This window comes from Sphingomonas sp. AOB5, from assembly GCF_029433115.1.
Lineage (GTDB): Bacteria > Pseudomonadota > Alphaproteobacteria > Sphingomonadales > Sphingomonadaceae > Sphingomonas.
Genome location: NZ_JARNTV010000056.1, coordinates 1 through 22,027 on the forward strand (window position 1 = coordinate 1; position 22,027 = coordinate 22,027).

A 22,027-nucleotide genomic window follows, 5' to 3' on the forward strand; every position below is an offset into this window, starting at 1 on the left:
TGACCGCGGGGCTGGAACTCGCGCGGGCCGCGGCCGAAATGCTGGTCGAGCCGCTGGCGGAACTCGGCCATATATTCCGACTTCACGTTCGGATCGGCGATGGTGCCGGCGAGTTCGGATAGACGCGCCTTCAGGCCCGCGCGCTGCTCCGGCGTGTCGAGCGGCCCGGCGGCGACTTCATGCGCCCACAGGCGGCTGACGAGCGGCTCGGGCGCCTTCAGCAGCGCCTCGAACGCGGCGGGACCCTTTGCGCGAACCAGATCGTCGGGGTCCATGCCGTCGGGCAGGGTGACGAAGGCGAGGCTCCGGCCGGGCTGGAGATGGGGCAGGGCGCGGTGCGCGGCGCGGATTGCCGCCTTTTGCCCTGCATTGTCGCCGTCGAAACAGAGCAGCGGCACTTCGGCCATCCGCCACAGCCGCTCGATCTGATGCTCGGTCAGCGCAGTGCCCAGCGGGGCGACGGCCTCGCCGAACCCGGCTTGGGCGAGGGCGATAACGTCCATATAGCCTTCGACCGCGATGATCCGCCCGGCCTTGCGTGCGGCCGCCTGGGCCTTGTCGAGATTGTAGAGCGTGCGGCCCTTGTCGAAGAGCGGCGTATCGGGCGAGTTGAGATATTTCGGCTCGCCTTCGCCGATCACACGGCCGCCGAACGCGATGGTGCGGCCCCGCGCATCGCGGATCGGGATCATCAGGCGGCCGCGGAACCGGTCATACGGCTCCTTGTTTTCGACCGATATGAGCAGACCCGCCTCGATCAGCATCGGATCGCCATAGGTCTTGAGCGCGTCCTTCAGCTTGCCGCGCGAGTCGGGGGAGAAGCCCATCCCGAACTCACGGGCAGTCGCTTCGGTGATGCCGCGGCGCTGAAGCACCGAGCGCGCCTCGCTGCCCTCGATCCCGCCGAGCCGCTCGACGAACCATTTAGCCGCGTCTTCCATCGCTTCATGCAGGCCCTTGGCGTGCTGCGCTTTCTCGGCGGACTGGCGATCCTGCTCGGGCATTTCCATGCCGGCGGCCTGCACCAGCTCCTTCACCGCATCGATGAAAGGCAGGCCGCGCTGGTCGGTCATCCAGCGGATCGCATCGCCATGCGCGCCACAGCCGAAGCAGTGGTAAAAGCCCTTGTCGTCGTTGACGTAGAAGCTGGGCGTCTTCTCGTTGTGGAACGGGCAGCAGGCACGGAACTCGCGACCGGCCTTTTGCAGCTTGGTGGTCTTGGCGATCAGGCCGGACAGCAGGGTGCGGGCGCGGAGCTCGTCGAGGAATTGGGGGGAGAGGGACATTAACTCTCCTCCCGCTTGCGGGAGGGGCTGGGGGTGGGGCGTGTCGCAAGCACGCTTCTGATCTCGGCGACCACGCCCTCCAGGTTTCCCATCACGTCGGCGTTGGAGAATCGAATCGTTCGAATACCTTGTGCGCGAATGAAGTCGTCGCGGCGCCTGTCCAGTTTCGCAGTTGCCGCATGGCTTTCACCATCCAACTCTATCGCCAGTCGCTCGGAGCGACACAGGAAGTCGCAGACATAGGCTCCAACGGGCATCTGCCGGCTGAACTTGAAACCGATCTTGGACTCGCTCAATTCGCGCCAGAGCGTTCGTTCGGCCGGTGTTGCCTCTCGCCGCAATTGCTGCGCGCGTATCGTCGGGCGGCGGACACCTTCGACCGTGCCCACCCCCGACCCCTCCCGCAAGCGGGAGGGGAGAGTCACGACAACGCCGCCTTCACCGCGGCACTGGCCTTGCTCATGTCCAGCGTCGTCGCATGCCGCGCCTTCAGTTCCGCCATCACGCGGCCCATGTCCTTCATGCCGCTCGCGCCCAGTTCCGCCTTGATCGCCTCGATCGCGGCGGCGGTTTCCTCCGCGCTCATCTGGCTAGGCAAAAACCGTTCGATCACCGCGACTTCGGCAGCCTCGGCGTCGGCCAGTTCCTGGCGACCGCCCTTGGTGTACATCTCGATCGATTCGCGGCGCTGCTTGACCATCTTCTGCAGCACCTCGACCACCATCGCGTCGTCTTCGGTCGGCTGCGACTTGGTGCGTTCCTCGATATCGCGATTCTTGATCGCCGACTGGATCAGCATGATGGCGCCGCGCGCTTCCTTGTCGCCGGCCTTCATGGCGGCGATCTGGGCGGCCTTGATATCGTCTCGGATCATTTTTCGCTCTCGTGAATCGGGGAATCTCACCGCTCTAGACCCGCGAACCGGTTGACGCGAGGGGGCATGGGGTCTAGCGGGCGGCACTTAGCGACATCGCTGCGAACCCTGATGGAGAGCCACCCCTAAATGGCCGAAGCCAAACCCATGCCTGTGCCTGCTGGAGCAACCGGAGTCCTGGTGCTCGCAAGTGGAGATGTGGTGTGGGGCCGCGGATTCGGCGCCGAGGGGCAGGCGGTCGGCGAGGTGTGCTTCCACACCGCGATGACCGGCTATCAGGAGATTATGACCGACCCCAGCTTTGCGGGCCAGATCATCAACTTCACCTTTCCCCATATCGGCAATGTCGGCGCCAACCCCGACGATATCGAGGCGGACGATCCCCATGCGCTGGGCATGATCGTGCGAGAGGATGTGACCGCGCCTTCGAACTTCCGTTCGACCGAGCATCTCGACGCGTGGATGAAGAAGCATGCGCGGATCGGCCTGTCGGGCATCGACACCCGCGCGCTGACCCGCCGTATCCGCAGCGGCGGTGCGCCCAACGGCGTGATCGCCCATTCGGCCAGCGGCGAGTTCGATATTCCGATGCTACTCCAGATGGCTCGCGAATGGCCGGGGCTGGAGGGCATGGACCTGGCGATCACGGTCACCACCGAAACGCATTTCGGCTGGGAGGGCGGCGTGTGGCGGCTGGGCTTCGGCTATGGGCCGGAAGGCGCGGAGGACACGCGTCCGCATGTCGTGGCGATCGACTATGGATCGAAGCGCAACATCTTCCGCAATCTGGTTCAGGCCGGCGCGAAGGTGACCGTGCTGCCCGCGACCGCGACCTTCGATCAGGTGATGAGCTTCGCGCCCGACGGCATCTTCCTGTCGAACGGCCCGGGCGATCCCGCCGCGACCGGCGAATATGCGGTGCCGGTGATCCGCCAGCTGCTCGAGACCGGCAAGCCGCTGTTCGGCATCTGCCTGGGCCACCAGCTGCTAGGTCTCGCGGTCGGCGCGAAGACCAGCAAGATGCATCAGGGCCATCGCGGCGCGAACCACCCGGTCAAGCGGCTGAGCGACGGCGCGGTCGAGATCACTAGCATGAACCATGGTTTCGCGGTGGAGAAGGAAACGCTGCCCGCGAATGTGCGAGAGACGCATGTGTCTCTGTTCGACGGATCGAACGCCGGGATCGAACTGACCGACCGGCAGGCATTCAGCGTGCAGTACCACCCCGAGGCCAGCCCGGGGCCGCAGGACAGTTTCTATCTGTTCGAGCGGTTTGTGGGGATGATGAAGTGATCCTCGCTGCCGACCAGCGCTCAGAGATCGAGCGCGGGCTGTCAGTAGCCAGGGATAGGCCCGAGTTTGCGGGAGAGAGCTTTTGGTTGACCTATTATCTTTCCGGGAATGCCTTGGCTGATGTGACGGAAGAATTGGCGGCGCTCGGCTGTTTCAATCTCGACGATCCGAACTCCGGATTTCTCTATGCCAAACAGCCGTGTGGAACTGACGCCGCGACTATCATCGAGCAGATCGAGAACGTCTCCTCGATATGCAAAACCCATTTGGTCGAGATGCTAAACGTTGATTTGGACACCAGTCCGAACGTGGAACGCTCGGCTTTCGAGATGCTTGTTAGGTTCGACGACTAATGCCCAAACGCACCGACATCTCCTCCATCCTCGTCATCGGCGCGGGGCCTATCGTCATCGGGCAGGCGTGCGAGTTCGATTATTCGGGCACGCAGGCGATCAAGGCCTTGAAGGAAGAGGGCTATCGCATCGTCCTGGTCAATTCGAACCCGGCGACGATCATGACCGATCCCGAGCTGGCCGATGCGACCTATGTCGAGCCGATCACGCCGGCCATCGTCGCCAAGATCATCGAGAAGGAGCGGCCCGATGCGGTGCTGCCCACGATGGGCGGACAGACGGCGCTGAACACCGCGCTGGCGCTGGCTAATGACGGCACGCTGGAGAAGTTCGGTTGCATCATGATCGGCGCCGACGCCGAAGCGATCGACAAGGCCGAGGACCGGCTGAAGTTCAAGGACGCGATGACCAAGATCGGGCTGGAATCCGCCCGCTCGGCGATCGCGCATTCCGAGGCCGATGCGATCGCGGCACTCGAAAAGGTCGGTCTGCCCGCGATCATCCGTCCCAGCTTCACCATGGGCGGTTCGGGCGGCGGCATCGCGTACAATCGCGAGGAATTCCTGGCCATCGTCCGCAACGGGCTGGACCTGTCGCCGACCACCGAGGTGCTGATCGAGGAATCGCTGCTCGGCTGGAAGGAGTATGAGATGGAAGTGGTCCGTGACCGTGCGGACAATGCCATCATCATTTGCAGCATCGAAAATGTGGATGCCATGGGCACCCATACCGGTGACTCGATCACCGTCGCGCCGGCGCTGACGCTGACCGACAAGGAATATCAGATCATGCGCAACGCCAGCATCGCGGTGCTGCGCGAGATCGGCGTGGAAACAGGTGGTTCGAACGTTCAGTTCGCAGTCAATCCGAAGGATGGCCGCCTGATCGTGATCGAGATGAACCCGCGCGTGTCGCGTTCGTCGGCGCTGGCGTCCAAGGCGACGGGCTTCCCCATCGCCAAGGTCGCGGCGAAGCTGGCGGTTGGCTATACGCTCGACGAGATCACCAACGACATCACCGGCGCGACGCCCGCGAGCTTCGAACCGACCATCGATTATGTCGTGACCAAGATCCCGCGCTTCGCGTTCGAGAAGTTCAAGGGCGCCGAAGCCACGCTTGGCACCGCGATGAAGTCGGTCGGCGAAGTGATGGCGATCGGCCGCAACATCCATGAATCGATGCAGAAGGCGCTGCGCGGTCTGGAAACCGGCCTTTCCGGCTTCAACAATGTCGACAGGCTGGCAGGTGCGCCGCGCGCGGAGATCGAGGCGGCACTGGCGGTGCGCTCGCCCGACCGGCTGCTGATTGCGGCCCAAGCCCTTCGCGAGGGCTTCACCGAAGCCGAGGTGCAGGCGCTGACCAGCTACGACCCGTGGTTCCTCGCCCGGATCGGCGAGATCATCGCGGCGGAAGCTGAAGTGGCGACTGGCGGGCTGCCGCAGGATGCGGCGGGCATGCGCCGCCTGAAGGCGATGGGCTTCAGCGACAAGCGTCTGGCGTTTCTGGCGCTTCAGTCCGCAGGCCTGCGTGCGGGCAGCGAACGCGGGATCGCGCGCGGTTCGGGCCTGATCCACGAAGCAGTGAAGGCGATGACGGGCGGCGTGACCGAGCAGGAAGTGCGTGCACTGCGCCACCGGCTGGGCGTGCGTCCGGTGTTCAAGCGGATCGACACCTGCGCGGCCGAGTTCGAGGCGAAGACGCCGTACATGTACTCGACCTATGAGGCGCCGATCTTCGGCGAACCCGAGAACGAGTCGATGCCGAGCGACCGGCGCAAGATCGTGATCCTGGGCGGCGGGCCGAACCGGATCGGGCAGGGGATCGAGTTCGATTATTGCTGCTGCCATGCCTGCTTCGCGCTGGCGGACGCGGGCTATGAGACGATCATGGTCAACTGCAACCCGGAGACGGTCAGCACCGACTATGACACGTCGGACCGCCTCTATTTCGAGCCGCTGACCGCCGAGGACGTGCTCGAGATCCTCGAGATCGAGAAGTCGAACGGCGAACTGGTCGGCGTGATCGTGCAGTTCGGCGGGCAGACCCCGCTCAATCTGGCGCAGGCGCTGGAGGATGCGGGCATCCCGATCCTGGGCACCAGCCCCGACGCGATCGATCTGGCCGAGGACCGCGAGCGGTTTGCGGCTCTGGTCTCGAAGCTGGGCCTTCACCAGCCGTCCAACGGCATAGCGCGCAGCCGCGACGAAGCCGTCGCAGTGGCCGAGCGCATCGGCTACCCGGTTCTGATGCGTCCCAGCTATGTGCTGGGCGGCCGCGCGATGGAGATCGTCGACGGGCGCCAGCAGCTGGAAGAATATATCCAGACCGCGGTGCAGGTGTCGGGCGACTCGCCGGTGCTGATCGACCAGTATCTGCGCGACGCAGTGGAAGTTGACGTGGACGCGATCTGCGACGGCGACGATGTCGTGGTCGCCGGCGTGCTGCAGCATATCGAGGAAGCCGGGGTCCATTCGGGCGACAGCGCTTGCTCGATCCCGCCCTACAGCCTGTCGGCAGAGATCGTTGCCGAGATCGAGCGGCAGACGGTTGCGCTGGCCCATGCACTGAGCGTGAAGGGCCTGATGAACATCCAGTTCGCGGTGAAAGACGGTCAGGTCTATCTGATCGAGGTCAATCCGCGCGCCAGCCGCACTGTGCCGTTCGTGGCCAAGGCCATCGGCGTGCCGGTCGCCAAGATCGCCAGCCGCGTGATGGCCGGCGAGAAGCTGAAAGACCTGCCGCCGATCGATCGCGACATCGATTATATCGCGGTGAAGGAAGCGGTATTCCCGTTCAACAAGTTCCCCGGCGTCGATCCGGTCCTGTCACCGGAAATGAAGAGCACCGGCGAAGTGATGGGGATCGATCGCGATTTCGCCACCGCCTTCGCCAAGGCGCAGCTTGGGGCGGGGATGGAGCTTCCGGAGTCCGGCACGCTGTTCGTCAGCGTCAAGGATACCGACAAGGACGTGGTGCTGCCGGGCGTCAAGCTGATGGCGGAACTGGGCTTCTCGATCATCGCGACCAACGGCACCGCCGCCTATCTGCGCGAGCATGGGCTGGAAGTGCGTGACGTCAACAAGGTGGCGCAGGGCCGCCCGCACATTGTCGACAAAATCGTCGATGGCGAAGTGGCGATCATCTTCAACACCACGGAGGGCTGGCAGTCGCTGAAGGATTCGTCCGACATCCGCCGCTCTGCGCTGGGGCTGAAACTGCCCTATTTCACCACCGCCCAGGCAAGCGTTGCGGCTGCCCGTGCGATAGAATCGCTTTCCCGCCGGAACCTTGAAGTCTGCCCCCTCCAGTCCTATTATTCGCAGTCGCACAATTGAATCCCCCACCATCGGAGTGACTGTGCGAGCGCCTTACAGGGAGGCGCTTGGGGAAAGGGGCGTTGACGAAGGACGAAGTGAAATGGCGACGGTCGACAAGATACCGATGCTGCAGGAAGGTTACGAGAAGCTCACCGCCGAGTTGAAGCGACTCAAGATCGAGCGCCCTCTGATCGTGGATGCGATCGAGGAAGCGCGTGCGCATGGCGATCTTTCGGAAAACGCCGAATATCACGCCGCCAAGGAACAGCAGGGCCAGAACGAAGCCACGATCGCGGATATCGAGGGCAAGCTGAGCCGGGCCCAGATCATCGATCCGCGCGAGCTGACCGGTGACAAGGTCGTGTTCGGCGCGACGGTGACGTTGCTCGATGAGGACGACAAGCCGCTGAAGTACCAGATCGTCGGCGAGACCGAGGCTGACGCGAGCCGCGGCCGCATCTCGTACAACTCGCCGATCGGCCGCGCGCTGATCGGCCGCAAGGTGGACGAGGAAGTCGAAGTCTCGGTGCCCGCGGGCGACCGCTATTACCTCGTCTCAGCGATCCAGTTTATTTGATTCAATCCTCCCCCTCCCCGGGGGAGGATTTTAGTCACCCGCGCCCCTTGATCAGCGCCGAGCGCAGGCATTCGCACACCAGCTCGTCGCGCTGGTTCAGCATGCGGTGCTTCCACGTCACCACGCCCTGGCCCGGCCGCGACTTGCTCGGACGAACTTCCATCACTTCGCTGGTCGCGCGCAGCGTGTCGCCGATGAATACGGGCTTGGGCATGACGAGCTTGTCGTAGCCAAGGTTCGCGATCAGCGTGCCTACGGTCGTGTCCGCGACCGAAATGCCGACCATCAGGCTGAAGGTGAAGGTGCCGTTGACGAGGATCCGGCCGAACTCGCTCGCCTTTGCCGCTTCGGCGTCCAGATGCAGTGGCTGGCTGTTGTGGGTCATCGTCGTGAACAGCAGATTGTCGGTCTCGGTCACGGTACGGCGCAGCTCGTGCTGGACCGTGTCGCCGACCTGCCATTCCTCGAAAAAGCGCCCGGCCATGCCCGAAATCTCCTTTTGGCGAAGGGGCTCCCCCCGTTCGTCACCGCCAGCCTCCAGCTCAACCCCACGGCCTCTGGCGCGGCCAATTCGGGGGGTGTAGCGATCCGGCCATACACCGAATTGCCCGGGAGAGAAGAATGAAGACTCGCGCCCTGCTGCTCGCCGCATTGCTGGCGACCTCGGCTTGCACCTCGGCCCCCGTGACGCCCGCCGGAACCGGCATCGGCGTGGATGAGGCTGGCCTCGACAAGAAGGTGAAGCCGGGCGACGATTTCGACGAATATGCCAATGGCGGATGGAAGGCGAAGACCGAGATCCCCGCGGACCGATCGCGGATCGGCGTGTTCCTCGAAGTCGCCAACAAGGCCGAGGCGAACAATGTCGCGATCATTGCCGCGGCACAGAAGGCCAATGCCGCAGTCGGCACCGACCAGCGCCGGATCGCGGACTGGTATGCGAGCTTCACCGATACCGCCGCCATCGAGAAGCGCGGCATGGCGCCGATGCAGGGCGAACTGGGCGCGATTGCGGGCCTGAAGGACAAGGCCGGGCTTTCGAAGATGCTGGGCGGCAATGTGCAGGCCGATCTCGATCCGCTGAACGCCACCAATTTCGAGACCGAAAATCTGTTCGGTCTGTTCGTCAGCCAGGGTTTCGATACGCCGGACAAGACCGTGCCCTATGTGCTGCAGGGCGGTCTCGGGCTGCCGGATCGCGATTACTACCTCTCGACCAAGCCCGAGATGGTGGCGATCCGCACCGCCTATCGCGCCTATGTCGAGAAGTTGCTGACGCTGGCCGGAGTCAGCGATCCCGCGGGCCGCGCCGGGCGTATTCTGGCGCTAGAGACGCGGATCGCCACTGCGCATACCGATAACCTCACTAGCCAGGACGCGCACAAGGCGAACAATCCCTGGAAGAAGGCCGATTTCGCGAAGAAGGCGCCCGGGATCGACTGGGATGCGTTCTGGGCTGCGGCGGGGCTGGGGAGCCAGCAGGACTTTATCGTTTGGCATCCCGCCACGGTGATCGCCTGCGCCAAGCTGGTGGCCGATGCGCCGCTGCAGGACTGGCAGGACTGGCTGACCTTCCACCGCATCAACGAAGTCACCGACGTGTTGCCTGCGGCGATCGATCAGGCGCATTTCGACTTCTACAACAAGACGCTGAACGGCCAGCAGCAGCCCCGCCCGCGTGACAAGCGCGGCATCTCCAGCGTCAACGCCTGGCTGGGCGATGCGATGGGCAAGCTCTATGTCGAGCAATATTTCCCGGCATCGTCGAAGACCGAGATTCAGACGATGGTCGCCGGCATCCTGAAGGCGTTCGACGAGCGCGTCGCGGCGCTGAGCTGGATGACCCCGGCGACCAAGGCCGAGGCGCGCAAGAAGATCGAGACGATGCAGGTCGGCATCGGCTATCCCGAGACGTGGCGCAGCTATGCCTCGCTGGAAGTGAAGGCCGACGATCCGGTCGGCAATCTCCGCCGCGCGCAAAAGGCCGAGACGGCGCACCAGCTGGCCAAGATCGGCAAGCCGGTCGATCGCAAGGAATGGTGGATGACGCCGCAGACGGTGAATGCGGTGAACCTGCCGTTGCAGAACGCGCTGAACTTCCCCGCGGCGATCCTGCAGGCGCCCTTCTACAATCCGGAGGCTGACCCGGCGAGCAACTATGGCTCGATCGGCGCGGTTATCGGGCATGAGATCAGTCATGGCTTCGACAATCTGGGCGCCGATTTCGACTCCACCGGCCGCCTGCGCAACTGGTGGACCAAGGAAGACCTCGCCCATTTCGAAGCCGCGGGTGCGGCACTGGCGGCGCAATATGACGCCTATGAGGTATTCCCGGGTCTGCACCTGAACGGCAAGCTGACCCTGGGCGAGAATATCGCCGACGTGGCGGGGCTCTCGGCGGCCTATCAGGCCTATCGCGCGTCGCTGGGCGGCAAGGAAGCGCCGGTGATCGGCGGGCTGACCGGCGACCAGCGCTTCTTCCTCGCCTTCGCGCAGAGCTGGCGGGCCAAGGCACGCGAGCAGCAGCTCCGCGCGCAGGTAGCGACCAACGGCCATGCCCCGGACCGCTGGCGGGCGATGACCGTGCGGAACATCGACGCGTGGTACGCCGCGTTCAACGTGCAGCCCGGCGAGAAGCTGTTCCTGACGCCCGACAAGCGCGTGAAGGTTTGGTGATCCGCCTCAGGCGGTGATGATCACCCCGTCCGCAACCGTAACCGGCCAAGGCATCAGCCTTGCGCCGGCGCACGGCCCGCCGACGCACAGGCCGTCATCGATCCGGAACAGCGCACCGTGCCAGCTGCACTGGATCAGGTCGCCCTTGTCGGTCAGGTAGCCGTCGAGCTGCTGCGCCATCGGGACGCCCATATGCGGGCAGCGATCGACATAGCCGCGCACCGTCTCGCCCTCGCGGATCACGAAGCCGTGGAAGCGGCCCGCGCGCATCTCGAGTACGAAATTGCGTGCCTTGCCGTCGGCGATCAGATCGAGCGGGCCGAGTTTTACGCCTGACGGGGTCTCCGTCAGGCGCGGCGGCATCATGGCAGCTTCGCCTTGGGGAAGCCTGCCCAGGCCGCGTCGTAATCGGGCTGGGCGTGATCGAGCGCATATTGTGTCGGCTTGTAGGGCCAGCAGGTCTCGACCATGAACGCCATGGTGCCGTCGATCTTGTGCGGCTTGAGGGCGGCGTTGGTCGCGCCCTCCCAGCTCGCCACGTCCGGACCGTGACCGGCCATCAGATTGTGAAGCGAGAGGCCGCCGGGGGCGAAGCCGTCCGCCTTGGCGTCATAGGCGCCGTGGATCAGGCCCATCGCTTCGGACATGATGTTGCGGTGGAACCAGGGCGGGCGGAACGTATCCTCTGCCACCATCCAGCGCGGCGGGAAGATCACGAAATCCGCATTAGCACGGCCCGGCACGTCGCTGGGCGAGGTCAGCACGGTGAAGATCGACGGATCGGGATGATCGTAGCTCACCGTGTTCATCGTGTTGAACCGGGCGAGATCGTAGCGCCACGGCGCCAGATTGCCGTGCCACGCCACCACGTCGAGCGGGCTGTGATCGAGCGTGGTGGTCCAGAGCGAGCCGAGATGCTTCTGGACGATCTCGAAAGGCTCGTCGCGATCCTCGAACCAGGCCGTCGGCGTCTCGAAGTCGCGCGGATTGGCGAGGCCGTTTGCGCCGATCGGGCCGAGATCGGGCAGGCGGAACAGCGCGCCGTGATTCTCCGCGACATAGCCGCGTGCTTCGCCATCCGGGAGGGTCGCGCGGAAACGGACGCCGCGCGGGACCAGCGCGATCTGGCCGGGGGCGATATCGATCCGGCCAAGCTCGGTCAGGAGCATCAGGCGGCCGGATTGCGGGATGAACAGAAGTTCGCCGTCGGCGTCGAAGAAGACGCGGGTCTCCATGTCCTTGTTCGCGGCGTAGACATGCACCGCGACGCCCTCGAGGTCGGCGGGATCGCGATTGGCCAGCATGGTGGTCATGCCATCGATCAGGTCGGTGCCCGGCGCGGGCGCCGCGATCGGGTCCCAGCGCAGGCGGTTGGGGGGCAGGGGGCTGTCCACCGTGCCGGGCACGAAGTTCGTGGCGCCTTCATAGCGGGTGAAGGGCGGATGCTCGGCGCTGGGGCGCAGGCGATAGAGCCAGGAGCGGCGATTCTCATGGCGCGGCGCGGTGAAGGCGGTGCCGCTCAGTTGCTCGGCATAGAGGCCGTAAGCGGGCTTCTGGGGCGAGTTGCGGCCGATGGGGAGGGCGCCGGGGACTGCCTCGGTCGAGACATGGTTGCCGAAGCCGGGGAGATAGTCGGTCATGGCCTCAACTCACTCCCCTCCCTGCAAGGGAGGGGTTGGGGGTGGGTGGCGAGCGTAGCGAGCGCTCCGAAACCGTGGAGCAGAAGCGAAAGCCGGGCATCGAGCCCGTCTCCGCTAACCCACCCCTGGCCCCTCCCTTGCAGGAGGGGAATGATCAGGGTTGGATGAGGGGGAGGCGCGCAATGCGCTGCATCCCCCTCATCCCCCTGCGGTAAGGCCGGGTTGCTCCCGGCTCTCCTCTCCAACTCGAATCAGGCGTCGACCTGAATGACGCCGCGGCGAATTTGGTCAAGCTCGATGCTTTCGAACAGCGCCTGGAAGTTGCCGTTGCCGAAGCCTTCATTGCCCTTGCGCTGGATGATCTCGAAGAAGATCGGACCAAACATGTTTTCGGTAAAGATCTGAAGAAGAATGCCTTCGTCGCCGACATTGCCGTCGATCAGGATGCGGTTCTTGCGCAGCCGCTCAAGGTCTTCGCCATGGCCGGGCACGCGCTTGTCGACCAGCTCGTAATAGGTTTCGATCGTATCCTGCAGCTTCACGCCGCGTTCGCGCAGCCGCTCGACCGTGTCGAAAATGTCCGGCGTGGTCAGCGCGAGATGCTGGATGCCTTCGCCATGATATTCGCGGATGAATTCCTCGATCTGGCTCTTGTCGTCCTGGCTCTCGTTCAGCGGGATGCGGATCGCCTTGTCCGGGGCGATCATTGCCTGGCTGAACAGGCCGGTCGCCTGGCCCTTGATGTCGAAATATTTCTGCTCCTCGAAGCCGAAGAGCGTCTTGTAGAACTCCGACCACACCCGCATCTGGCCGCGGCGGACATTGTGGGTGAGGTGATCGAGCAGGTCGAGGCCGACATTGTTCGCGGCTTCCGCTTCCTGCCAGCCCGGAATCTCTGCCCAGTCGGCATAGAGATCGATGCCGTCCTGAATGAAATAGAGATACGAGCCGCCGATGCCCTCGATAACGGTATCGTCCTCGATGGTGCGCTTGGCGCCATTCTCCAGCGCCCACTTCATCGCCGCTTCGGGATCGGCGACGCGGAACGCCATCGCGCTGGCAGAGGCGCCATGCTCGTTGCGGAACTGCGCCACGCGGCCATCGGCGTCGCGGTTCAGCATCAGGTTGATGCGGCCCTGCTTGTAGCGGGTGATGTTCTTGGTGAGGTGGCGGTGCGTCGGCACGAAGCCGAGCTGTTCGAACTGCCGCGCCATCGCCAGCGGATCGGGCGAGGTGAATTCGACGAATTCGAACCCGTTCAGGCCCAGGGGATTTGCAGGATCGGTCATGGGTCTTCTCCTCAACGCGGCGGCTAGAGGATCGCTCAATTGGTGTCAATTGATACTAGTTGGATTTCGGTTATCCACAGGGTGTGGATTACTTGCATTTTAACGCATGTTGTGACCATAGTCAGTCATGACCGTAGTCAGCCTTCGTGACCGGAAGCGCGTCGATACCCGCGGCAAGATCGTTGCCGCAGCATCCGCGCTGTTCGACCGGCATGGGCTGGAGGACGTGACCGTCGATGCGATCGCCGCCGCGGCGGACATCGGTAAGGGCACGGTTTATAATTATTTCGAGGCGAAAGAGGACATCATCGTCGCGCTGCTGGTCGATCTGGACCGCAAGGCGCTGACCGAGATCGCCAGCCTTCCGGCGCAGGGCATGAGCGTTGGCGAGGCGCTGGACGCTGCGGCGTGGAAGCTGATCGACAACAAGGCCGAGTACCGGCCCTATGTGAAGGCGTTCCTCTCACGCATGTTCGCGGCGGAGGACGTGTCGCCCGAACTGGCCGACTATTACGACCAACTCGACGAAGCGGTCGAGGCGCTGTTCGAACGGCTGCTGGCGCGGCCGGGCATGCGCCGCGCGCTGCCGGTGGACACGCTGGTGCTGTCGTTCCGCACGATGCACATGGGCCTGATGGCGCAATGGGCGATGGAAGGCCCGCCCTATGCCTCTGCGCGGGTGCTGACCCGCCGGCACATGGCGCTGCTCGCCAAGGGGCTGATGCTCTAGCCTTGCAGTGCTCCGGCGAAGGCCGGAGCCGTGGCCACATCTACCCAAATCGCCAACGCTCCGGCCTTCGCCGGAGCACGGATCGTTACAAACCTTCGCCGCCGACCCATTGGGCGTTGGACAGGCGCCGCGCCAGGTTCCAGGTCTGGGTGCGGATATCGGGCACCGCGACGATTTCCCAGAACGCGCCGCGCGTCATCGGACCCAGCGCATAGAGGGCGGGGTTGATCTTGCCCTGCGCGTTGATAGTCTGGGCCTGATTGTCGACATCGATGCCGAGACGCGCTTCGTCGGCGCGGATCGTGCCGCGGGCGGCGAGCTTGCGCAGCAGCGGTTCGGCGGTGCGGGCCAGATCGGTCAGCGGCCCGGTGCAGTTGACGATGCGCTGAGCGAGCAGCGTTTCCGACGCCTCCGAACCGCGCGGGCGCCAGCTGAGGGCGATGCCGTCCGCCCGCTCATCGAACGACAGGGTCTTGCCGGCATGGACGGTCAGCTGGCCGCGATCGATGATCGCGTGCAGCCGGGCATGGACTTCGGGTGCGAGGCGGTGGCGATGGACGTCCCACCATGGCCGCAAATGGCGCAGGAAGCGGGCGCGCTGGTCTTCGGTCGCATTGCCCCACATCGGCTGGGTGAAGGGGCGCAGTTCGTCCACTGCATTGCGCCAGCCGATCGCGTCGGCGCGGGCACGGACAGTGCCGAGCAGCGAGGAGGCGTTGGTATCGGGACGCTCGTCGATCTTCTTCCAGTCCGCACCCGGACCGTGCGGGCGGGGCAGCAGGCCGCGGCGGGACAGGGCGACGATCTTGCCGCGATAGCCATGCGCATCGAGGGTCAGCGCGACATCGACCATGGTGAGGCCGGTGCCGATGATCAGCACGGTATCGCCGTCGGATAGCCCCTCGGGCATCGAGCGGTCCCACGGATCGCCCTTGTAGCGCTCGGCCGAGAGCTTGTCGGGATCGAGGCCCGGCGGCGAATGCGGCGGAAGGTTGCCGACCGCCAGCACCGCGGCATCGGCATGGATGGTGCGGTCCGCGAGCCGGATGGTCGCGGTCTCGCCTACATCCAGATCCTCGACCTCACCCTGCACGATGGCGAGGCGGTCTCCGGCCGTGCGGCGGGTCTCGTCCAGCATCTCGCGCAGATATTCGCCATAGGTGACGCGTGGGATGAAGGCGGTCGTCGCATCGGCCACGCCGCGCCGCTCTAGCCAGCGGACGAAATGGCCGGGGTCGTCAGGCAGCGCGCTCATATTGCCCGCGCGGACGTTCAGAACATGGCTGGGATGCGCCGAGCCATAGGCCAGGCCGACGCCTGGCTGCGGCGCGCGCTCGATCAGCGTGGCGCGGGGGCCATCATGGCGCAGCAGGTTGATCGCTTGAAGCGTACCCGAAAAGCCGGCGCCGATGATGGCGACATGTTCGATCATGGTCTTGCCCCCCGGTACGCGCTCAGATCTCGTATTCGATCTGCCACTCCGGCTCCTGGAAGGCGGGGCGCTTGCCGGCAAGATTGGGCTGGCGGGCGACCATCTGGGCATAGAGGCGCTTGACGCGGTCGCTCGCGGTGCGCGGGAAGATCGCGGGGAACACTGCGTGGATCAGGCAGGCGATGCCGCCGACGACCATCGTCGCGCCGAACTTGCCGGCGACTGCGGCATGCTCGCCATAGGTCTCGCCGACGCTTCGGGGATGGGACAGGAACAGGCGATCGATCATGGCTGAAACGTATCCGTTGTTACGGGTTTCCCTCCCTCTACGGATCGCTTGCCGAATTGGGAAGCACCGTGCCACGATCCGGTCTTGCGGCGGGGCGGATTCGCGTTAGTGTTATCGCTAACAATAACCGTGAGAATTGCGTTTGTGATCGCGGATATAATAATATAAATCCGTGCACGAATAAATGTGAGGGGAGAGGGAATGTCGGAAGCCACGGCCGAGCTGCCGGATCATCATCAGGCGACGCAGAACGAGAAGCTGGTGATCGGCGCATCGTCGCTCGGCACGGTGTTCGAATGGTATGATTTCTACCTCTACGGACTGTTGCTGACCTTCGTTTCGAGCAATTTTCTCACCGGGCTCAACGAGACGACGAGCTTCATCTTCGCGCTGCTGATCTTCGCCGCCGGGTTCGCGGTGCGACCGTTCGGCGCGCTGGTTTTCGGGCGGATCGGCGATCTGGTCGGCCGCAAGAACACGTTCCTCGTCACCATGGCGATCATGGGGCTTTCGACCTTCGCGGTCGGCCTGCTGCCCAGCTACGAGACCATCGGTATCGCGGCACCGATCATCCTGGTGTCGCTGCGATTGCTGCAGGGGCTGGCGCTGGGCGGCGAATATGGCGGCGCGGCGACCTATGTCGCGGAGCATGCGCCGACGCACAAGCGCGGCCTCTACACCAGCTGGATCCAGACGACGGCGACTCTGGGGCTGTTCGCGGCGCTGCTGGTGGTGATCGGCGTGCGCACCGCGATGGGCGAGGAAGCCTTTGCCGCATGGGGATGGCGCCTGCCGTTCCTGATCTCGATCGTGCTGCTGGGCGTGTCGATCTGGATCCGCCTCAAGCTTAACGAGAGCCCGGTGTTCCTGAAGATGAAGGAAGAGGGCAAGACGTCGAAGGCGCCACTGACCGAGGCGTTCGGGCAGTGGGGCAATCTGAAGCTGGTGCTGATCGCGCTGTTCGGCGCGGTCGTGGGGCAGGCGGTGGTCTGGTATACCGGGCAATTCTACGCGCTGTTCTTCCTCGAAAAGACGCTGCGGGTGGATGGCGCGACTGCGAATATCCTGATCGCGATCGCGCTGGCCATCGGCACGCCCTTCTTCGTGTTCTTCGGCTGGCTGAGCGACCGGATCGGGCGCAAGCCGATTATTCTGGCGGGCTGCGCTATTGCCGCGGCAAGCTATTTCCCGCTGTTCGCGGCGCTGACCACTGCCGCCAATCCGGCGCTGGCACAGGCTCAGATCAGCGCGCCGGTGAGCATCACCGCCAATCCGGACGAATGCTCGTTCCAGTTCGATCCCGTGGGCAAGAACAAGTTCGACGGATCGAGTTGCGACATCGCCAAGGCCTTCCTTGCCAAGCAGGGCGTCGCCTATCGCAATGTGCCGCTGCCCGCGGACGGTTCGGTGGCCGAGGTGCATATCGGCGGCGTCGGCATTCCCGCAGTGAACCCGGCGGGTCTCGATCCGGCGGCGAAGAAGGCTGCGATCGCCGAGTTCCAGGACAGGGCCAAGGCGGCGCTGACTGCGGCTGGCTATCCGCCCAAGGCCGATCCGGCGCAGATCGACAAGGTGATGGTGGTCGCGATCCTGACCATCCTCGTGCTGCTGGTTACCATGGTCTATGGCCCGATCGCGGCGATGCTGGTGGAAATCTTCCCCAGCCGCATCCGCTACACCTCGATGTCGCTGCCCTATCATATCGGCAATGGCTGGTTCGGCGGCTTCCTGCCGGCGACGGCCTTCGCGATGGTCGCTGCCACGGGCGATATCTATTACGGCCTCTGGTATCCGGTCGTGGCCGCTTCGGCGTGCGTGGTGATCGGGTTGTTCCTGCTGCCCGAAACGCGCCATCGTTCCATCGACGACTGAGCCGCTGTCGGTGCAGTGCAGCATGAACGATTGATTCGGGAGACCGGTCCGCGCTAAGGGCGGCGCGCGATCGGTTCCCCGAAAGGGGTGAAAAGGGAATCCGGAAGGGCATCTGCCCAGCCCGGAGCTGCCCCCGCAACTGTGATCGGTGAGTGCCGCCCGACGAAGCCACTGGAGCAATCCGGGAAGGCCGGGCGTCATGAAGACCCGAGAGCCAGGAGACCTGCCGACCGCGGTCGATCCTTTGCGCGGACGGGGTGTGCCGGGCGAACGAGGCAGAAACCCTCGCGTGAACGACATGACCGGGCCGTAAGGACCGGATGTCGTGAGGGCATTCGGCGCGGCCCCTTGAAGGGGTATGTCATGTTGAAGTTTTCCAGCATCCGGAACGGCGCGCTGTACGCGTCGGCGGCACTTGGCGCGCTTGCGTTGCCGGGCGTCGCGCAGGCTCAAGAAGCCGCTGCGGGCGATGACGAGATCGTCGTCACCGCCAGCGGCGTCGAGCAGCCCGCGGAACAGGTCGGTCAGGCGGTAACCGTGATCGACCGTGCCGAGATCGAGCGGCGTCAGGCGATTTCGCTGTCGGACCTGCTCGCGACCGTTCCCGGCGTGACCGTCACCCGCAATGGCGGCATCGGCACGCTGACCACCGTCCGCATCCGCGGCGCAGAGGGCGAGCACACGCTGACCCTGATCGACGGCGTTCGGGTCAACGACCCGTCCTCGCCCGGTGGCGGGTTCGATTTCGCCAACCTCCTCTCCGGCTCGGTCGAGCGGGTCGAGGTGCTGCGCGGCCCGAATTCGGTGCCCTGGGGCAGCCAGGCGATCGGCGGCGTCGTCAACGTGATCACCGCACGCCCGACGCAGGGCCTCGGTCTGCGCGGCAATGTCGAATATGGCGATAACGACACGATCTTCGCCAGCGGCGGCGTATCGGGCAGCAGCGGCATCCTGTCGGGATCGCTGACCGGCGGTTATCTGAAGAGCGACGGCATCTCGGCCTATGCCCGCGGCACCGAGCCCGATGGCTATCGCCAATATGGCGGCTCGGCGCGCGTCGAGGTGGCGTTCGCGCCGAACCTGCGCCTCGATCTGCGCGGCTATTTCGCCGATAGCCGCAGCGAGCTGGACGGCTTCCCGCCGCCCACCTACGCCTTTGCCGACAACGGCGAATATTCGACCGCGCAGGAAGTCTATGGCTATGCCGGGCTGCATGCCGATTTCGTCGATGGCCGGTTCCGCAACACGCTGGCCTTCGCCATCGCCGACATCAACCGCGACAATTTCGATCGTGCCGCCGGCACCGCGCCGATCTTCCTCGCCCGCGGCCGGAGCGAGCGCTTCACCTATCAGGGCGATTTCCAAGCGGTCGAAGCCGTCCGGCTGGTCGCGGGTGCCGAGCATGAGGATACGCGGTTCAACGACGGCGTGAACTTCAAGGCGCGCGGCGTGACCAGCTTCTACGGCGAGGCGATCGTTACCCCGCTCGCGAACCTGACCGTCACTGGCGGCGTTCGCCACGACGACGATCAGGCGTTCGGTGCGCACACGACCTGGGGCGCCAACGCGGTCTATTCGCCGTGGACCGGCACCAGCGTCCGCGGCAGCTATGCCGAGGGCTTCAAGGCGCCGACCCTGTATCAGCTCTATGCGCCCTTCTACGGCACTGACTCGCTCCAGCCCGAAACCGCGCAGAGCTATGATGTCGGGATCGAACAGCGTCTGGCGGGTAATGCGGTCGTCGCCAGCGTCACCTGGTTCCACCGCGACACCACCAACCAGATCGATTTCGATCTGGGTACCTTCACCTATCAGAACATCGCCCGTACCCGTGCGAGCGGCGTCGAGCTGGCGCTAACCCTGCGTCCGGTGGAGGCACTGACGGTGGTTGCCGAATACAGCTTCATCGACAGCGAGAACCGCTCGGCGGGCGGCAATTTCGGCAAGGATCTGGCGCGGCGTCCGCGCGAGAAGGTGAGCCTGTCGGCCGATTACCGCCTGCCGTTCGGCCTGTCGCTGGGCGCCACGGTGCTGACGGTTGGGGACAGCTTCAACGATGCGGGCAATTTCACGCGGCTCGACGGCTATACGCTGGTGAGCATCCGCGCCGAAATGCCGATTGGCGAGCGTTTCTCGATCTATGGCCGGGTCGAGAACCTGTTCGACGAGCGTTACCAGACCGTCGCCGATTACGGCACGCTGGGCCGTGCCGCCTATGGCGGCATCCGCGTGAAGCTCGACTGATGATCCGGGCGATCCTGCCCCTCCTGCTGGTGCTGGGCGGCTGTGCGCCGTCGGCACCGTCGGCGGGGGGCGGGATCGTCTCGACCAATCCGTGCGCGGACCAGATGCTGCTGGCGCTGGTCCCGCCGGAGCGGATCGCGGCGATCAGCCATTATTCGCAGGACCCGGGCGCGACCTCGATCCCGCTCGACGTCGCGCGCCGGTTCCGCACGACCACCGGCACCGCGGAGGAAGTGATCGCGCTGCAGCCCGAACTGGTCGTGGCGAGCAGCTTCACGCCGCCCGCGACACGTGCCGCCTATGAGCGTGCGGGGCTGAAGATGCTGTATCTGGATTCACCGGTGACCATCGCGGGCAGCAAGGCGCAGATCGTGGAACTGGCCAAGGCAGTCGGCGCTGCCCCGCGGGGAGCCGAACTGGTCGCGCAGATCGACGCGGCCGTTGCGGCGGTGCGTCCAGGTCGTGCGCGGCCCGCGGCACTGCTGTTCATCGCCGGCGATCTGGTCAATGGTGGCGGCACCTTGCTCGACGAGATGCTGATCACCGCTGGCTTTCGCGATGCGGCTGCCGATTACGGGCTGATGTCCACCGGCACGCTGCCGGTCGAGACCATCGTATCGCGGCCGCCCGCCGTGATTCTCATCCCCGATGGCGGCGGGCGCACCGCGGCGCTGCGCAGGCGCGTGCTCAAAACGTCTGGGGCGACGGTGGTGGAGCGCATCTTCCCGCGCAGCCTGATCAATTGCGGCGGCCCGACCATCCCTGCCGCGCTTGCCCGGCTGACCGAAATTCGCGGGGAATTCGCGCGATGACCCGGCTACCGCTCAATCTTGCGCTCGGTCTGCTGGTCGCGATCCTGTTCGCCCTGTCGCTGATGGCGGGCAAGGCCTGGGTGCCGTTCGACGCATGGTGGTCGAGCGATCCGCGCTGGGCGATTATCCTCGATCTGCGCATCCCGCGTGCGGGACTCGGGCTGCTGCTTGGGGCCGCGCTCGGTCTGTCGGGTGCGGTGCTGCAGGGCTGGTTGCGCAACCCGCTGGCGGATCCCGGCGTGCTGGGCGTGTCGTCGTCGGCGGCGCTGGGAGCGGTCGCGGCGATCATCCTGGGCGTCGGCAGCCAGTGGGGCATCTTCGCCGCAGCGATGCTGGCGGCGGCGGGTGGCATGGCGCTGTTGGCGAGCCTGACCTGGCGTGCGGAGAGCCCGGCGGCGTTCGTGCTGGCGGGTACGGTGCTGGCCAGCCTCGCTGCGGCGCTGACCGCTTTCCTGATCTCGATCGCACCCAATCCCTATATCGTCGCAGCGGTGATCGACTGGCTGATGGGCGCGCTGACCGATCGCGGGCCCGATGACCTGTTCCATGCGGCGCCGTTCATCCTCGCCGGTTGCGCGCTGCTGCTGATGACCGGGCGCGGTCTCGATGCGCTGTCGCTGGGCGAGGGTGCGGCGCGGTCGTTGGGGATCAGCCTGATCCGGTTGCAGGCGCTGATCATTGCCGGAGCAGGCATGGCCGTGGGCGCGGGTGTCGCCGTGACCGGCGTGGTCGGGTTTGTCGGTCTGGTCGTGCCGCATCTGCTGCGGCCGCTGACCGGGGCGAAACCATCGGCATTGCTGCTGCCCAGCGCGCTGGGCGGCGCGGCGCTGGTGCTGGCCGCCGACAGCCTGTGCCGTCTTGCTCCCGGCGCCAGCGAAGTACGGCTCGGCGTGGCGATGGCGCTGATCGGGGCGCCCTTCTTCCTTGCACTGCTGCTCGGCGAGAGGGGGCGGTCATGGCGTTGAGCTTCGAAGGGCTGACCCTGACGCTGTCGGGCCGTACGGTCCTGTCCGACGTCACCGCGACGCTGACGCCGGGCCGCGTGACCGCGGTGCTGGGTCCAAACGGGGCGGGCAAGAGTTCGCTGGTGCGTGCTGCGGCGGGGCTGGTCCCCGTAGCGAGCGGCTATGTCCGGCTCGACGGCGCGGATATCGCAACCCTGCCGGTTCGCGAGCGGGCACAGGCGATCGGATATCTGCCGCAGGATGCGGTGGTGCACTGGAACATGCCGGTATCGGACGTGGTGGCGCTGGGCCGTCTGCCGCACCGGACCGGGCATGCCGAGGACCGCGCCGCCATCGACGCCGCGCTCGCCGCGACCGATACGGTCGGCCTGCGCGACC

General features: G+C 65.3%; 20 protein-coding genes and 1 riboswitch. Of the genes, 11 read left to right on the forward strand and 9 right to left on the reverse strand.

The window, feature by feature from the left end:
• From dnaG to P1X14_RS17575, 3 genes are all read right to left on the reverse strand, one after another.
• Positions 1 to 1,286, reverse strand: a 1,286-nt coding sequence (gene dnaG, locus P1X14_RS17565) for a DNA primase (protein WP_277316715.1), incomplete at its 3' end; no start/stop codon positions are given.
• Positions 1,286 to 1,675, reverse strand: a complete 390-nt coding sequence (locus P1X14_RS17570) for a DUF559 domain-containing protein (protein ID WP_277316716.1) — start codon at positions 1,673 to 1,675, stop codon at positions 1,286 to 1,288. The genes P1X14_RS17570 and dnaG, both read right to left, overlap by 1 nt.
• A gap of 32 nt (positions 1,676 to 1,707) precedes the next feature.
• On the reverse strand, positions 1,708 to 2,160 hold the full coding sequence (locus P1X14_RS17575) for a GatB/YqeY domain-containing protein (protein ID WP_277316717.1): 453 nt from the start codon (positions 2,158 to 2,160) through the stop codon (positions 1,708 to 1,710).
• Positions 2,161 to 2,289: 129 nt separating this feature from the next.
• Here P1X14_RS17575 and carA point away from each other — a divergent pair, with 129 nt between their 5' ends.
• The 4 genes from carA to greA all read left to right on the forward strand — a co-directional run bounded on the left by carA (position 2,290) and on the right by greA (position 7,700).
• Positions 2,290 to 3,453: a glutamine-hydrolyzing carbamoyl-phosphate synthase small subunit gene (gene carA / locus P1X14_RS17580; protein WP_277316718.1), complete on the forward strand. Its 1,164-nt coding sequence runs from the start codon at positions 2,290 to 2,292 to the stop codon at positions 3,451 to 3,453.
• Complete coding sequence (locus P1X14_RS17585) at positions 3,450 to 3,806, forward strand: hypothetical protein (protein WP_277316719.1); 357 nt, start codon at positions 3,450 to 3,452, stop codon at positions 3,804 to 3,806. The genes carA and P1X14_RS17585 overlap by 4 nt, the downstream gene beginning before the upstream one ends.
• Positions 3,806 to 7,141: a carbamoyl-phosphate synthase large subunit gene (gene carB / locus P1X14_RS17590; protein WP_277316720.1), complete on the forward strand. Its 3,336-nt coding sequence runs from the start codon at positions 3,806 to 3,808 to the stop codon at positions 7,139 to 7,141. The genes P1X14_RS17585 and carB overlap by 1 nt, the downstream gene beginning before the upstream one ends.
• Positions 7,142 to 7,223: 82 nt before the next feature.
• A complete protein-coding gene (greA, locus tag P1X14_RS17595; RefSeq protein ID WP_277316721.1) occupies positions 7,224 to 7,700 on the forward strand; it encodes a transcription elongation factor GreA in 477 nt (158 codons plus the stop codon).
• Between the two features lie 34 nt (positions 7,701 to 7,734).
• Here the strand turns inward: greA and P1X14_RS17600 are convergent, their stop codons facing one another.
• Positions 7,735 to 8,184 carry a MaoC family dehydratase gene (locus P1X14_RS17600; protein ID WP_277316722.1) on the reverse strand — a complete coding sequence of 150 codons (450 nt, stop codon included), beginning with the start codon at positions 8,182 to 8,184 and terminating at the stop codon, positions 7,735 to 7,737.
• Between the two features lie 137 nt (positions 8,185 to 8,321).
• On the opposite strand from P1X14_RS17600, the gene P1X14_RS17605 reads away from it, so the two are divergent.
• On the forward strand, positions 8,322 to 10,376 hold the full coding sequence (locus P1X14_RS17605; RefSeq protein ID WP_277316723.1) for a M13 family metallopeptidase: 2,055 nt from the start codon (positions 8,322 to 8,324) through the stop codon (positions 10,374 to 10,376).
• 6 nt (positions 10,377 to 10,382) lie between these two features.
• Here P1X14_RS17605 and P1X14_RS17610 read toward each other — a convergent pair whose 3' ends face one another.
• From P1X14_RS17610 to hppD, 3 genes are all read right to left on the reverse strand, one after another.
• Positions 10,383 to 10,739 (reverse strand): Rieske (2Fe-2S) protein, encoded by a 357-nt coding sequence (locus P1X14_RS17610; protein ID WP_277316734.1) that lies wholly within the window; start codon positions 10,737 to 10,739, stop codon positions 10,383 to 10,385.
• Positions 10,739 to 12,016: a homogentisate 1,2-dioxygenase gene (hmgA, locus tag P1X14_RS17615; protein WP_277316724.1), complete on the reverse strand. Its 1,278-nt coding sequence runs from the start codon at positions 12,014 to 12,016 to the stop codon at positions 10,739 to 10,741. Before hmgA ends, P1X14_RS17610 begins: the two co-directional genes overlap by 1 nt.
• 251 nt (positions 12,017 to 12,267) lie before the next feature.
• Positions 12,268 to 13,305: a 4-hydroxyphenylpyruvate dioxygenase gene (gene hppD, locus P1X14_RS17620; protein ID WP_277316725.1), complete on the reverse strand. Its 1,038-nt coding sequence runs from the start codon at positions 13,303 to 13,305 to the stop codon at positions 12,268 to 12,270.
• Between the two features lie 127 nt (positions 13,306 to 13,432).
• On the opposite strand from hppD, the gene P1X14_RS17625 reads away from it, so the two are divergent.
• Entirely contained in the window at positions 13,433 to 14,035 is a 603-nt protein-coding gene (locus P1X14_RS17625; RefSeq protein ID WP_277316726.1) for a TetR/AcrR family transcriptional regulator, read from the forward strand.
• 85 nt (positions 14,036 to 14,120) lie between these two features.
• Here P1X14_RS17625 and P1X14_RS17630 read toward each other — a convergent pair whose 3' ends face one another.
• The gene (locus tag P1X14_RS17630) at positions 14,121 to 15,467 is read right to left on the reverse strand and encodes an FAD/NAD(P)-binding protein (RefSeq protein ID WP_277316727.1); all 1,347 of its coding nucleotides are present in this window, start codon (positions 15,465 to 15,467) and stop codon (positions 14,121 to 14,123) included.
• Positions 15,468 to 15,489: 22 nt separating this feature from the next.
• A complete protein-coding gene (locus tag P1X14_RS17635; RefSeq protein ID WP_277316728.1) occupies positions 15,490 to 15,756 on the reverse strand; it encodes a DUF6356 family protein in 267 nt (88 codons plus the stop codon).
• Between the two features lie 201 nt (positions 15,757 to 15,957).
• On the opposite strand from P1X14_RS17635, the gene P1X14_RS17640 reads away from it, so the two are divergent.
• The 5 genes from P1X14_RS17640 to P1X14_RS17660 form a co-directional block, all read left to right on the forward strand.
• The gene (locus tag P1X14_RS17640) at positions 15,958 to 17,628 is read left to right on the forward strand and encodes an MFS transporter (protein ID WP_277316729.1); all 1,671 of its coding nucleotides are present in this window, start codon (positions 15,958 to 15,960) and stop codon (positions 17,626 to 17,628) included.
• A 54-nt stretch (positions 17,629 to 17,682) separates the two neighbouring features.
• Positions 17,683 to 17,874, forward strand: a riboswitch (cobalamin riboswitch).
• Positions 17,875 to 17,991: 117 nt separating this feature from the next.
• Positions 17,992 to 19,872, forward strand: coding sequence for a TonB-dependent receptor (locus tag P1X14_RS17645; RefSeq protein ID WP_277316730.1), 1,881 nt, complete (start codon positions 17,992 to 17,994; stop codon positions 19,870 to 19,872).
• Entirely contained in the window at positions 19,872 to 20,684 is an 813-nt protein-coding gene (locus tag P1X14_RS17650) for an ABC transporter substrate-binding protein (RefSeq protein ID WP_277316731.1), read from the forward strand. Before P1X14_RS17645 ends, P1X14_RS17650 begins: the two co-directional genes overlap by 1 nt.
• A complete protein-coding gene (locus P1X14_RS17655; protein WP_277316732.1) occupies positions 20,681 to 21,649 on the forward strand; it encodes an iron ABC transporter permease in 969 nt (322 codons plus the stop codon). The genes P1X14_RS17650 and P1X14_RS17655 overlap by 4 nt, the downstream gene beginning before the upstream one ends.
• A partial coding sequence (locus tag P1X14_RS17660) for an ABC transporter ATP-binding protein (RefSeq protein ID WP_277316733.1) occupies positions 21,640 to 22,027 on the forward strand: 388 nt, incomplete at its 3' end. The genes P1X14_RS17655 and P1X14_RS17660, both read left to right, overlap by 10 nt.